Annotated in this window: 10 protein-coding genes; 6 read left to right on the top strand and 4 right to left on the bottom strand. The window is 61.6% G+C overall.

The window, feature by feature from the left end; all coding sequences use genetic code 11:
• Positions 1-81: 81 nt before the first annotated feature.
• Positions 82-1,929: an ABC transporter ATP-binding protein gene (locus tag PAB09_RS09680; RefSeq protein WP_271033466.1), complete on the bottom strand. Its 1,848-nt coding sequence runs from the start codon at positions 1,927-1,929 to the stop codon at positions 82-84.
• Positions 1,930-2,310: 381 nt separating this feature from the next.
• On the opposite strand from PAB09_RS09680, the gene PAB09_RS09675 reads away from it, so the two are divergent.
• The 3 genes from PAB09_RS09675 (at position 2,311) to idi (ending at position 5,424) form a co-directional block, all read left to right on the top strand.
• Positions 2,311-2,997, top strand: coding sequence for a hypothetical protein (locus tag PAB09_RS09675; RefSeq protein ID WP_333780170.1), 687 nt, complete (start codon positions 2,311-2,313; stop codon positions 2,995-2,997).
• 701 nt (positions 2,998-3,698) lie between these two features.
• A complete protein-coding gene (locus tag PAB09_RS09670; RefSeq protein ID WP_271033465.1) occupies positions 3,699-4,823 on the top strand; it encodes a hypothetical protein in 1,125 nt (374 codons plus the stop codon).
• Positions 4,824-4,857: 34 nt separating this feature from the next.
• Entirely contained in the window at positions 4,858-5,424 is a 567-nt protein-coding gene (gene idi, locus PAB09_RS09665) for an isopentenyl-diphosphate Delta-isomerase (RefSeq protein ID WP_271033464.1), read from the top strand.
• On the opposite strand, the gene PAB09_RS09660 is transcribed toward idi, so the two are convergent.
• Positions 5,421-6,335, bottom strand: coding sequence for a phosphotransferase (locus PAB09_RS09660; protein WP_271033463.1), 915 nt, complete (start codon positions 6,333-6,335; stop codon positions 5,421-5,423). The genes idi and PAB09_RS09660 overlap by 4 nt on opposite strands.
• Before the next feature lie 5 nt (positions 6,336-6,340).
• A complete protein-coding gene (locus PAB09_RS09655; RefSeq protein ID WP_271033462.1) occupies positions 6,341-7,750 on the bottom strand; it encodes a carboxylesterase family protein in 1,410 nt (469 codons plus the stop codon).
• A 139-nt stretch (positions 7,751-7,889) separates the two neighbouring features.
• Here PAB09_RS09655 and PAB09_RS09650 point away from each other — a divergent pair, with 139 nt between their 5' ends.
• From PAB09_RS09650 to PAB09_RS09640, 3 genes are all read left to right on the top strand, one after another.
• The gene (locus PAB09_RS09650; RefSeq protein ID WP_271033461.1) at positions 7,890-9,941 is read left to right on the top strand and encodes a M3 family metallopeptidase; all 2,052 of its coding nucleotides are present in this window, start codon (positions 7,890-7,892) and stop codon (positions 9,939-9,941) included.
• Between the two features lie 84 nt (positions 9,942-10,025).
• Entirely contained in the window at positions 10,026-10,277 is a 252-nt protein-coding gene (locus tag PAB09_RS09645; RefSeq protein WP_271033460.1) for a hypothetical protein, read from the top strand.
• Positions 10,278-10,382: 105 nt separating this feature from the next.
• A complete protein-coding gene (locus PAB09_RS09640; RefSeq protein WP_271033459.1) occupies positions 10,383-10,523 on the top strand; it encodes a hypothetical protein in 141 nt (46 codons plus the stop codon).
• 96 nt (positions 10,524-10,619) lie between these two features.
• On the opposite strand, the gene malQ is transcribed toward PAB09_RS09640, so the two are convergent.
• Positions 10,620-12,755, bottom strand: coding sequence for a 4-alpha-glucanotransferase (gene malQ / locus PAB09_RS09635; protein ID WP_271033458.1), 2,136 nt, complete (start codon positions 12,753-12,755; stop codon positions 10,620-10,622).
• Positions 12,756-13,382: the final 627 nt, after the last annotated feature.

Here is a 13,382-nt window from a genome sequence, read left to right as displayed (position 1 = left end):
GGCAGCCCTGCTTTGGTGTCGCGATCAGTGGATATCAGGACGCATTGTCATGACTGCGGCTGGCGCCCATCCAACTGGCAGCTAACCCTCGAAGCCGAATGCCTTTAGACGCTGCTTGCTGGCCTCTGTGGAGTGGGCCGTCAGAGCCAACAGCTCGGCGTAGATCCCGCCGGAGCGTGCCAGCTCGTCTGGTGAACCGATCTCGTCGACGTGCCCATCGCGCAAGGTGATGATGGTGTCTACGTCGGCGATGGTGGATAAGCGGTGGGCGATGATCAACGTGGTGCGGCCTTCCATGAGCTGCTCGAGGCCAGCCTGAACCGCCAGCTCGGCTTTGGTGTCCAGCGCCGAAGTGGCCTCGTCGAGGACAAGCACAGGTGCGTCTTTGAGCATGGCGCGGGCCACCGCCACACGCTGTTTCTGCCCACCTGACAGGCGTAGGCCGCGCTCGCCGATGACGGTGTTGTAGCCGTCGGGGAAGCTCATAATGAAGTCGTGGGCGTTGGCTTTCTTGGCCACCTCCACGATCTCTTCCATGGTGGCATCCGGGCGTGCGTAGGCAATGTTTTCGCGCACCGTGCCGGAAAACAGGGAGGACTCCTGGAAGACCACCCCGACGCTGGCGCGCAGCTGCTCGGCGGAAAGCTGGGACACATCGTATCCGGCGATCGATAGCTGCCCCTGGGTGGGCTGGTAGAGGCCAAGGATCAAGTTCACAATGGTGGACTTGCCGCCACCGGACTCGCCGACCAAAGCGATCTTCTGCCCGCGCTGCGCCTCGAAGGAAACGTCGCTCAGCACCTGCTCGCCGGCGGTGTATTCGAAGGAGACGCCCTGCAATGAAATCATCGGGCGATTTCCGCGCGGTACCAGTGGGCGGACCGCATCCTCGTGCAGCACTGGCACGTCAACGGCACGGGTGGCGGCCACCAGCTCCGGATTGACGGTGTCTTCGAGCGGCTTTTCCATGACCTCGAAGTAGTCCTTCGATCCGGCAATCGCGCGTTGTGTGGTGTCAACAACCCAGCTCATCATGGTCAGCGGCTGGCGGGCCATGTTGACCAGCTGCAGCAGCAACACCATGTCGCCGAGGGTGAACATCCCGTGCAGGGTGCGATAGAACAGCATGAGGTAAATGGCGAAGAACACCAAGTCCATCGACCCGCCGCGGGCCACGTCCATGAAGTGCCACCAGGAGGACTGTTTCTTGGTGAGCTCGACGGTCGTGCGGTACCTGCGGCCGAAGGTGCCCAGTTCGCGGACCTCGGATACGAAGGACTTGACTACCTTGACCTGGCCGATGACCTCGGCGAAACGCCCGCCGGCGAGGTCGATCTGCTCGTTTTTCTTCGCCTCAATCTTTTGCCACCTCTTGCTGGTAAGCCCCGTCAGCCACATGTACACCGGCACGATGACAGCCAGCAGCACCGCCAGCGGCCAGTAGTACCACGCGGAAATTCCCAGCACCGCGACGAGCGTGATGATCATGGGGAAGAAGTTGTTGGCCATCGCCTGCAGGGTTTGGGTGATGGAGGAAATGGAGCGATCAAGCCGGGCGATGATCGTGCCGGTGACCTGATTGTCGAAGTATCGCTGCGGCATGCCCAGCAGCTGCGCGTAGTAGCGGGTGGACAAAATCTGCCGCATGCGTGCGGCCATGACGTCGCCGATGTAGCCACCGACGTTGTGCAGGATCGTGTTCAATAGCTGCGCTGCAAAAAGCGCCACCGCCAGCCACATGACCCTGGTGGTAGCGGTTTCAAGGGGGGTATCACCCGCGACTGAAGCGACGATCGTATCCGTTGCGTCTTTGAGAATAAACGGTGTCACCAGCGCCAATACGGCAACGATGACCGCGGAAATGACGACCCCTAGGTAGTAGGGCCACAGCGCCTTGGCGCTGCTGAGAATTCGGGCGATTGATCGCACGGATTAAACACCAAACTTTCGCTTAATTTTTACGTCCATCTAATACTGTCACACGCCCGCGACACACTCGCTTCTCCCACTTAACCTGCGCCTTCGCTTGCCGACGTTCACCTGTCCCAACAAACCCGCGCCCATTTACGTTCCGATACCACTCAAAAACCAACACATTTGGGAACCACATCACACAAACGGGTAGGTAAAAGGAAGGAAAGCCGCGAAAAAGGCTCTGGGAAATGAAACACCAAAACGAGCGTTCGGCCGGGAAAAAAAAGTTTCACCCTCCAGGGAACCGGAGCCCCGCAACACCCGTCTAAGTAGTTTCATGTAGGCCTTTGGCGTGCATAAACCTGCCTCAAAACCCTGCCTTTAACTTGGAGATCCGTGATGAAACTCACTTCAGCTAAGCGTCCAAAAGATCATCCGGCCGGCGTGCGAAAACTTAGCGCAATCCTCGTGATTGGGATTACTGCTCTCGGGCTATCTGGGTGTGGATTCGCAGTCGATGCCATTGCGAATAACGAACGAGAATCACCGAGCACAATAACACCCGTAAACCCCGCTGCAGGGATCGAAGCTGTACCTCAGGCTTCCGCCATGCAGGGTCGCTTTCGTCTTGGTGATTTTGATGTGAGCGCGCCGGATTATGAATTCTTCAACGTCTGCGAAGAGCTGACGGCGGCAGAGATTGCTGGTATGGGCCTTGAGTCAAACGGTGTAAATCACCAACGAACATTCAAGAATTTTGCCTTCTGTGGCTTTAGAAACAAAGACAGGACAAAGAGTGAGGTGGCCTATTCTCTCGTTTCCGACGAAATGGTGAGGGATGTAGTCTCAGAAAATTTCGCTGAGCTGAATATGCCATTTGAAAGTGTCACTACGGGCGCAATTTTTCATTCTCCATTCCCGCACTTATCGGACTCCAATTGCATGGTGAGCGTTTCGACGACCGGAGGACGCTTGGGCGTAACCGCCTTGGGTGGGGTGGTTAGAGATGTTTCCTTGGAAAAGCTTTGCTCTGACGCTGATCAGAAAATGAAAACGATCCTTGACTTGAAAGGAATCTCCTAATGGAACTGAATTTGTCTATCGATTCTATTGAAGAGCAGCTCGCACGCCTTAGTGAAGTGGTTCAGATCTCCAATACAGTTCTTCAGGCTTCTTCAACGGATTTGATTGATTCAAGCTACTCCCGTATTCCGGGCTTCGATTCACTCGGTGAAAACCATGGCAAGATCCTTTTCGGTGGAACAGGTTCGGCAGCAGAAATCTTGCAGTCGTTCTCTGATCAAGTAGTTTGGATCTCCGAACAGCTTAGGAATACTGTACGGGCACTTTCCTTACAAGAGTCTTTCACCCGTAGCGGATTGAGTATCGCAGATGAAGGTGGTCGAATCGGGGCGGAAGGCGTTGAGTTTAGGCCGCGACCGGATGCACGTTATCTAAGTTTTGAATTTGAAGCGCCAATCGTAGGCAAGTCCAACTCGCTGTCTGAACTTTCATCTGCACTGTGGCAAACAAATCACGGAGCCGTGGGCCAAGCTATGGAGCATTGGAACAGCCTCGGAGCCGATGTTCAGTCAATTGCGAATGACCTCAGGGCGGTAGCGCAGTCTATCGGATCGTCGAACCGAGGTGCGGTTATCGATGCCGCGGTGTCCAGAATCAATGAGGTTGCGACGCACGGCGATGCATTTGCAAGCAGTGTTCCAAGCATCTCAAGCGCATTGGGAAATCTCCTTTCTTCGGTTCCCTTCCTTCAAATGTCGATCATGCAAGCTCAGACGGCCGTGGCTGCAGTACAAGAGCCTGCCGAAAAGCAGGCATTGGAAGAGGCCTACCTTTCGAGCTTGCAGTCAGAACTCCAAGGTATTGCCGATCGTGCGGTTCCTAGCACGAGAAACTTGATGCAAAACGTCGTTGCGGGTACCTCCGCAGGCGGAAGCACAAACACGGGGATGAACCAGGTTGCGGGCAATGGAAAGCTGTCCACATCTGGGCTCAATGCGGCTGGGATGCAGGGGGGTACTGGAGCGGGCGCCGGCGTGGCGGATCCGGGGGAGTTTGCGGCGATCAACAGTGAGGTTACGGCGTTGCAATCCATTGACACGGGTTCAATGAGCACCCATGCGGCATCGGCAGGTGGGCTCGGAACGATGTCACCAGGAATTGGCACAGGTGGAGTGATAAACACCGCCGGTCTGGGATCGCAGGCGGCAGGAAGCGGGGCGATCGGTGCCGGAAGTGTGGGTGCCATCGGCGCTGGCCCGAACTTTGGCGGTGCAGCAGCTTTGAACCCAACGCGTTTGGGCACCACACCGGCAGGCGTTGGTGGAGTGACAACCCCCATCGCAAGCACCGACCGCATGGGTACGGCAGGCGGAATGGGCATGGCCCCGGTTAGTACCATGGGAACGCGCGGCGGTTTTGGTGGTTTACCGGGGGCCACGGCGTTTGGTGGTACTGGTGGCACCACAGGAAACGGTGGAGGAACTCCTGGACGCGGTGCAATGGGAGCGGCCAACTACGCAGGCCGGGGCGACGGGGGAGCAACACCAGGAGTTGCCGGAGTAGGGCGGATTGCCGCTGGTGGCCTCGGTGGGGCTGGCAATGTGAGCGGGGCAACCGGCGCCGGTGGGCGTGTCGGCGCCGCGCCAACAGTGGCAGGCGCGCCGGGAGGTGCGGTAGCAGCGACCGCACAATCGGCAAGTGCAGGGCGTGGGCCGGGCGCCGTGATGGGAGGCATGCCTATGGCAGGTGCCGGAGCCGGTGAATCCAAGAAGGAAAAGATGCGCAGGCTGACCACGGCGATCGAAGGCGATGACAACGTCAGTGCGCTGCTGGGGAAATCCACCCCGGCGGTGCCCGGGGTCATCGGGGCATGGGTGCGCGGATAGCAGCGAAAGGTGGACTGTGGGCTAGGCTTATCGCATGGCCACAGCAGAGCTCGTCGTACTAGCAGATGAGGCGGGAAACCCCATCGGTACCGCCCTCAAATCAGAGGTGCATACCGAAAACACCCCGCTTCATCTTGCATTTTCCTGCTACGTCGTTGACACCGAGGGCAACCTTCTAATTACCCGCAGGGCCCTGGAGAAGAAAACTTGGCCGGGGGTATGGACCAACTCGGCCTGCGGGCACCTTGCCCCAGGCGAGACTGCCCAGCAAGCAGCCGCAAGGCGTGTGCCCCACGAGATCGGCGTGGATCCGGGAAATCTCGTAAACCTAGAGATGGTGCTGCCGGACTTTCGCTACCGCGCGGTCGACTCCCACGGCATCGTCGAATGGGAGATCTGCCCAGTGTTCGTCGCACGTCTTGCCACAGACAGCGTGCTCACACCGGAGACCGAGGAAATAGATCAGATGGCGTGGGTCCAGCCGCGCGAATTCTTTACCGCTGTCGATGCCGCGCCTTTCGCGTTTAGCCCCTGGATGGTCGACCAGCTCGCCCACCCGCAGCTGCGCGAGAAACTGAACGAAATCGCCGCGCGAGCTTAGAACACCAACCTCGCCGAGGAAAGGGGCTTATCAACCCAGGTGGGGCGGTGGGTGAGCTCATAGACCACCTCATAACAAAAGCGGTCGATAACAAATGCGCGCAGCACGGCCGCATCCACCTGGGACCCGGTTGCCTGCTCATAGGCGGGCAGGAAGGTCGCCTCATCGAAACTGAGCCCCGCATAGTGGAAACTGCGGGCAAGACCGGCGATGTCGCGCAGCGGGGAATCCCACACGCCGATGCTCGCGCCGGGTTCGCCCTCAAAATCGAGGTAGTAGAGGTGATCGTCGGCAAGCAAGATTTGGCCGAGGTGCAGGTCGCCGTGGATCTCCTGAACGCTGATGGAGGCGATGGTGTCTAGTTGCGCATAGGCCTCGCGGGCGGCGGGGAGGTAGGGATCAAGCAGCGCCGTGGTGCGGGCAAAGCCCTCCAGGCGGGCGCGCAGGCGCGTGGCAAGTTCCAGGCCGGTAATCTCGTTGGTGCCAAAAGCCGTGGCCAAGGACCTATGGATCACCCCGAGGCTGTCACCGAGCGCGGGCACGTGGGCAGCAAGTGCCGGATCCTCGCGCAGTTGCCACAGGTCGGTGGCGTCGGGAATGAAGCCGGTGACCACGCAGACGGTGTCGCCATTGTGCGTGAGGTAGCCAACAAGCGGGGGAACGAACGTATCCAACACCCGGCCGATGCGGACCTCTTGGCCGATGCCGTGGGCGCGGGTGGCGTAGAACTTCCAGATCGTCTTCTCATCGACGATGTAGGAAAAGTTGGTCTGCTCGCCGGTGATGGGGCGGATGCTTGAGGCAGCCGAGCCGAGATCGCCGTGAACATCCAAGCCGGCAACGTCGTGCCCGGCGGCAATCGCGCGGATGATGTCGAGGTGGTTGCCGGTGGTCAGTGAGAAATCAGACATGGAGGTTACCTGCTTGTGACGTGCGTGAAGTAGCGGCGGGTGCGCGCGAATGGATCCGTGCGCAGCGCCTGCTCGCCGGAGTTGATGTCCACCGAAAGTACCTGCCGCTCCCGGCCGTAGGCAGGCCAGGCGGGGGTGGCCGCGCGGGCGAAGTCCACCGCGCGGCGATGGCACTTTTCAAGCAGTGCGGGGCTGGGCTCGTGCAGCAGATCCCACGGCGTGTTCTTGATCAGCTCGTAGTTGCCAAAAATCAACGGAAGGTCGCAGCAGTGCAGCGCGGGACGCTCGTCGGTGCCCTCATACAGCACGACCCAGGTATTCGGCCTGGCCTCGGCGGTTGTGGCTACCAGCTGGGTAAACAGTGAATCGGTGATCAACTGCCCGAAGAACTTTGGGGGTGCCGCGCGGTAGCCAATCCGGGCTCCCAGGTGAGCGGCGAACACCGGGCGCAGCAGCCAGCTTATGGCGGAGGCGTCGAGCTTGCGCGCGAAGCCATGACGGTGGAACTCCTGGCCGGTGCAGGTGATCACCAGGTCGACGTCGGCAAGCTCGTCGGGGGAATAGGGGTAAGGCCCCAGTGGCAGGTCGGTTGCCACGAAGCGCCGGAATTTCTTGAATACGGCAGCGCGCCCCGCAATCCCAAGTGAGTGGAAGTTTTTCCGGGTTACCGGGCCGGCGATGGCGCGCAGCAGCCACTTGCGGCGGGCAAGAGGGGTGCGCGGGAACCCGGGCGACATCGCCCACACGCGCCGGAAGGCGCCGCGGTAATGGTCGCGGCGCGCAAGCCACAGGCAGATGCCGGCGCCGGCGGATTGGCCCATGAGGGTGACGTTGGTGGGGTCGCCGCCGAAGTCCTCGATGTTCTTCTGGATCCAGTCGAGGGCGGTGTTGCAGTCGTCGATGCCGCGGTAGTGGTACGGGATATCGTCGTGGAAGGGGAGGAAGCCGTCGACGCCGAGCCGGTAGGAGACGGAGACGGTGATGATGTTGTCGCGGGCGAACCCGGCGCCGTCGAACCAAGGCTCGTCGCGTGCGCCCCATTCGTAGCCACCACCGTGGATGAATGCCACCACGGGCAGGTCATCGCCTGGCCGCACGCCGGCGGGAGTGGTGATGCTCAAGCGCAGCTCGTTGGCGGTGGACACCGGTGCAGGAGGCTGATGGACGGCATCGACAAGCCCGCGCGGGCGCGGTTGGAGTTTCGCGGGGCCGAGCCGATCGGGCAGCAGCGCGTAGGTGATCTCCGGGTAGTGCACGCGGGAGGAAAATGATTGGGAATCACCCGGTGCCTGCGCTTTTGCATCGGCGTTGAGGCCTGCGGAATCATCGCCGGGCGTTGCCGCAAGCAGGCGCCCCTGATAGGTGCCGCCGGGGTTGATTTCATAAGCTGGTGCGTGGTGGCCGGGCACTGTCATGAGGCTAAGCCTAGCAATCGCCTCCGCCATCGTGAGCCACGTTTCGTTGAAAACGCCACCGCGGTGGCGTGCGTGCCAATACCCGCAGGGCGGTCATCGCTGACCCTGGCAGCCCGTGCGGGCGGTAATATTGGCGGGCATGACCTCCAATCCACTACTGAGCCCCTCGCCCCTGCCTTTCGAGCTGCCGGACTTCGCGGCCATCGACAAGGCCCATTACCTGCCGGCCTTCCACGAGGCGATGGCCCGCCAGCGTGCCGAGATCGACGCTATCGTGGCTAACCCACAGCCGCCGAACTGGGAGAACACGGTCGAGGCCTGGGAGCGTTCCGGCAGGGACCTCGAGCGGGTGGCCGCGGTGTTTTACAACCTCCTGGGCACGGATGCGGACGAGGAGATGGAGGAGATCGCCGCCACCGTTGCCCCACTGCTGGCCGCGCATGCGGATGCGCTCTACCTCAACAAAAAGCTATTCGAGCGCATCAAGCAGGCTACGGCACCAGATGATGAGGAATCCCAGCGCCTGCACGCCTACCTTCTGCGTACCTTCGCCCGCCGCGGCGCGGGTTTAGATGATAAGCAGATGCAGCGCTTGAAGGAGATCAACGCACGGCTATCGGTGCTTTCCGACGCCTTCGGCCGCAACCTGCTCGCCAGCACCAAGGCCCTAGCGGTGGGCTTTGATTCTCCGGAGGAGCTGGCAGGGCTTGACCCCGCCCGCATTGAGGCCGCGGCCGCAGATGCCGCCGCGCTGGGCAGGACCGGCTACGTGATCCCCTTGGAGCTGCCAAGCGTGCAGTCCCTGCAATCGGTGCTGGAAAAACCGGAGGCGCGGGCGAAGTTATACGAGGCCAGCCAGAAGCGAGGCCAAGACACCAACGCCGAAGTTGTCGTGGAAATGGCGCAGTTGCGCGCCGAGCGCGCCCGCCTTTTAGGCTATGACACCCATGCCGACTACGTCATCGCGGAAGAAACGGCGCTAACGGCGCAGGCGGCGCGCAAGCTGTTGTACGACCTGGCGCCGTCGGCAAGCCAAAATGCCGAAAACGAGCACAAGCTGCTGGTCGAGGCGGCCGGCGGCGAGGTCGGTGGCGCCGACTGGCCCTATTGGGAATCCAAGGTGCGCGCCCGCGACTTCGACCTTGACGAGGCCGAACTGGCCAAGTATTTCCCGCTGGACCAAGTGCTGGAAAAGGGCGTGTTTTTTGCCGCGCGCAGGCTGTATGGCATCACCGTGAAAAAGCGCGAAGACCTGCGCGGCTACGCCGAGGGCGTTGACGTGTGGGAGGTGCGCGAGGATGAGTCAGGCACCGAAAAGGGGGCCATCGGCTTGTTTATCACCGACTACTTCGGCAGGCCCTCCAAGCGCGGCGGGGCGTGGATGAGCTCATTTGTCGACCAGTCGGAGCTGCTGGGGACCAAGCCGGTGGTAGTCAACGTCATGGGCCTGTCCAAACCCGCCGACGGATCGCAGCCATTATTGAGCCTCGACGAGCTGCGCACCGTCTTCCACGAGTTCGGCCACGCCCTGCACGGGCTGTTGTCCGCGGTGCGCTACCCGAGTTTCTCGGGCACCAACGTCCCGCGCGACTACGTGGAGTTTCCCTCCCAGATCAACGAAAACTGGGCGCTGGACCCGGCGGTGGTGCGCAACTATGCCTTCCACGTGGAAACCGGTGAGCCGATCCCGCAGGAGCTGCTCGACGCGATCGAGCGTGCCCGCCAGTTCGGGCAGGGCTTTGCCACCGCCGAATATCTGGGCGCCGCCATCATCGACTTAGCCTGGCATTCTCTCAGCTGCGAGGAAGCAGCAGAGCTTACCGCAGCCGACATCGAGACCTTTGCCGCGCGAGCGCTGGAAGACGCAGGATTGGTGGTAGCAGGGCTTGCCCCGCGCTATCGCTCCACCTACTTCAATCACATCTTCGCCGGCGGCTACGCGGCGGGCTACTACTCCTACCTGTGGGCGGAGGTTTTAGACGCCGACGGCTTCGACTGGTTCCGCCAGGTGGAGGCGGCGGGGCTGGGATCCTCGCCGGCGGCGGCGCGGGCTGCCGGAACGAGGTTCCGGGACCTGGTGCTCTCCCGCGGCGGATCTCGCGACTACGGGGAGGCCTTTGCCGCGCTGCGCGGCCGCGACAAGGACATCCGCGCCCTGCTGCGCCGCCGTGGGCTGGCCGGGGCTATCTAGGCGACCGTGGCCGGCGGGGCCTGAAGATGAGCAGGCCTCGTGCCCTGAAACGGCAGGCAAGGGATCAGAGTGAAGGAGGAAGTGGTGCCAGAACCTATCGTCGGGATTGTCGATGCCGTGGGGCAGTTTCTGACCTCGGCGCCTTTGTGGCTGCAGGCACCCATCGTCATGGTGGTGATGATCCCCTTATGCGGGGTGCTGGCGGTGGTGTGGTTACGCGTGGTGGACGTGGCCGGAGCTGTGCTTGTGCGGGCTTTTCGCCCACATGGGGCTAGAGTGGGAGGAAACGCCCACGAGCCCACTGGCGGCGGTGAGCAAGAGAAAACAAATAGTTGAAACAGCGTGTCACCCGCAGGCACCCCCACGTCCCTCCGCGGTTTGGGGTAGCTGACAGTGCCGACAGTTGTCGATAGTTCGTGAAGTAAAGAAGGCCCGACCCTCATGGCAAACCCGGAAGAACTGCGCAAACAAGATCAACAGTTGCCCCGCAACAAGCGCAAATACCCCCAGTCAAGGGTGACGCAGTCGCTCTACCTGCTGCTGATTTTATTGGTGGTGGCGTGGATGGTCTCGCTGCTGTAGTAAGGCAGGTAGAGTCAAAGCTGCAGTGAGTTTTTGGGCACCACTTCCAGATGGGAAGTGGTGCCTTTTCACGAGCCACGACGACAGCCCGGTGATCTATCTCCTGGAGGCGTCGGCGACGCGGCGGAAGAGCTCGGCCTGGCCGAGATCCTCGATGAGCACAGCCTCGCCGGTGGCATCGCACAGCGGGATGCACCAGTTCGGGTATTGCTCGCGCACCGTGCCCGGCTGGTTCTGCGCGCGCTTGTCGGCGACCATATCCACCAGCGAGGTGCAGGTCAACGCGGACGGGGTGTGCGCGATGAAGCGGTGCAGCGCAACGATGAGGTCCTCGGTGGCACCGCGCTGGTTGCGAGGCTTGCCCTGGAAGTCATCGCCTGGCAGGTTCAATCCCTCGAACTCACCCTGCTCGCGCACGCGGTTGAGGATCTCCGCCTGCCAGCCGAGGTCGATGGCGTTTTCTGCCGCTGGATCCTCCAACAGCCCCAGCTTCTCGCGCAGCTCGATGTGCTCGCCCTCGAGGTAGCCCGCGGTAGGCGGCAAATCGTGGGTGGTCACGGAGCTCAGTGCGGCCGGGCGGTATTCCTCCTTGTAGCGCGGGCCAGGCCCGTTGGGGGAGGACTCGAACCACAGGATGGAGGTGCCCATGATGCCGCGGGAGGCCAAGACCTCCTGCACCCACGGCTCGAAGGTGCCTAGATCCTCGCCGATGACCACGGCGCCGGCGCGCTCGGCCTCGAGTGCGAGGATGCCCACCAGCGCGTTGTAATCATAGTTGACGTAGGTGCCGGTGGTCGGCGACTGCATGCGGGGGATCCAATACAGGCGGAACAGGCCCAGGATGTGGTCGACGCGGATGCCGCCGGAGTGGCGCAGCACGGTGCGTAGCAGGTCGCGCCAGGGGCGGTAGCCCTGCTCGGCCAGGCGCTCGGGATGCCACGGCGGCTGGGACCAGTCTTGGCCCTGCTGGTTGTAGTTGTCCGGCGGGGCACCCACCGAAGCCTCAGGGGCTAGGACATCGGCCATGGTTGCGGCGTCGGCGCCGCCGGGATGGACACCGACGGCCAAGTCGGCCATGATGCCGATCTTCATGCCGGCGTCAACGGCCTTCTTCTGGGCCGCGGCAAGCTGCTCGTCGCAGATAAACTGCAGCCACATGTAGAACTCGGCTACCAAGGCTGGATCCTCGGGGACGGCGTGGGCCTCCTGCGGGGCGGCGGTCAATTCTTGCGTGGCACACCAGGTGGCGAAGTCGACCAAGCCCTTGCCCTCGCGCTCGACGAAGGCCTGGAATGCGGCCTCGCGGGAAGGGGTGCGCCCGGCGTGGAAGATCTCGCGCAGGACCTGCAGCTTGGCAGCGAAGATCGGGTTGCGTTCGATGATCTCGTTGGAGCGGTTGAGCGGCTGGAACTCGCTGGCGATCTCTGCGACCTCAGCCCGAACGTCGGCAGGCAAGCTAGCAAGCTCGGGGATGTCCTCGACGCGAATGTAGATCGGGTTGCTAAACCGGCGCGTGGTGGGCAGGTACGGGGAATCCTCCACGGGCGGGAAAGGCTCGGCGGCGTGCATGGGGTTGATCAGCAGGAAGTCCGCGCCGGCCTCGGTGGCCAGCGTGTGTGCGAGCTCGCCGAGGTCGTGGAAGTCTCCCATGCCCCAGGAGCCTTCGCTGCGCACCGAGTAGATCTGGGCCATCACGCCGTGGACGGGGTGGGCGACATACTCGTCGGTGGTGTGTAACCTGCGCGGGGTGACGATCACCGCGGCGGTGGCCGAGAGCGTATCGGAGGTCAAGGTGATGGTGTGCCAGCCGGTGGGCAGGTTCGTCGGCAAGGCGAAGGAGGCCTCGCCCCACGTGACGCCGTCGATGGTGCGTGGGGGCTCCCAGTTATCAACCTGGGTGGGGATGGCGGTTCCGCCGTCTTCGAGGGCGATGACGAGTTGCGCGGGGGCGCCGTCGTGGACGTGGACGTTGAACACGAAGCCATCGCCCTCGGTTGCCACGATGGACAAGGGCAGCGGGCGGGTAAATAGCTCGTCGCGGCGACGCTGCAGCGCGGTGCCGAGCTGGTGCTCATCCGGCCACTCGTTGGGGCCAAGATCGACGCCGTAGGCGCGCAGGATCTTGATGAGGGTTTCGTCACTGGCGTCGACATAGTGGCCGCCGTATCCGGTGTAGCCGGTGGCGATCGCATGCGCGCTGGCTAGTTCGCGGAGGATTTCTTGATAAGACACATCCGCCATTGTGCCATGTGAAAAGGCTTAAGTCCTGCTAAATCATGAGGCGAACAGCGTATGAAGGATCCATTCGGGCCAATAAACTCCTGCGTACTTGGATTTTGTCGATCATTAGCTGGGAAAGCGTAATTATTCCCACACCTTTGTTTGTGTGGATTCGGGTGCAAAATCCGCCCTTAAGAGGCGGAAACTATGAATGTGAAAAGTTTGCCAATCGATCAATTTGAGGGTTTCCTCACCTCTGCAGGGAAAAATCTATGCAAAGCTAGGAAAGTAAATTTTTCTCCGAAAGTTGGCCAACTATGGCCTAGTTCACAACTATGATTCATGAGAAACGATCTTCCACGGTCAACTTTTCTGCTATGAAGCGCCACCACACCCGGCGTCGAAGGCGCAAAAGTCGAGGTCGGGGTACCAGCTTTACCCGCTGGGCTTGACAAAGCCCCACACCTTGGGAGTCCGATAAGGACGAAAGGCCTGCGATGGACGAGAGTTAGGACACATAGATGGCGGTTCATGCACAGCGCACGCGGTGGGCGTGTCGCCATCCCTAGACCACAACTGAACGAAACCCACACTGCCAGCCACCGAAACTGGCGAGACAACGTTTAACAGCAACCGAAA

Source organism: Corynebacterium sp. SCR221107, from assembly GCF_027886475.1.
Classification (GTDB): domain Bacteria; phylum Actinomycetota; class Actinomycetes; order Mycobacteriales; family Mycobacteriaceae; genus Corynebacterium.
Note: the sequence above shows the minus strand (reverse complement) of the source record. Positions and strands in the feature narration are given on the sequence as shown.

Coding starts and splice junctions, on each gene's coding strand:
- PAB09_RS09640 (WP_271033459.1), top strand. CDS start 10,383: ATGGCAAACCCGGAAGAACTGCGCAAACAAGATCAACAGTTGCCCCGC.
- PAB09_RS09660 (WP_271033463.1), bottom strand. CDS start 6,335: ATGTCTGATTTCTCACTGACCACCGGCAACCACCTCGACATCATCCGC.
- idi (WP_271033464.1), top strand. CDS start 4,858: ATGGCCACAGCAGAGCTCGTCGTACTAGCAGATGAGGCGGGAAACCCC.
- PAB09_RS09655 (WP_271033462.1), bottom strand. CDS start 7,750: ATGACAGTGCCCGGCCACCACGCACCAGCTTATGAAATCAACCCCGGC.
- PAB09_RS09670 (WP_271033465.1), top strand. CDS start 3,699: ATGCAAGCTCAGACGGCCGTGGCTGCAGTACAAGAGCCTGCCGAAAAG.
- PAB09_RS09650 (WP_271033461.1), top strand. CDS start 7,890: ATGACCTCCAATCCACTACTGAGCCCCTCGCCCCTGCCTTTCGAGCTG.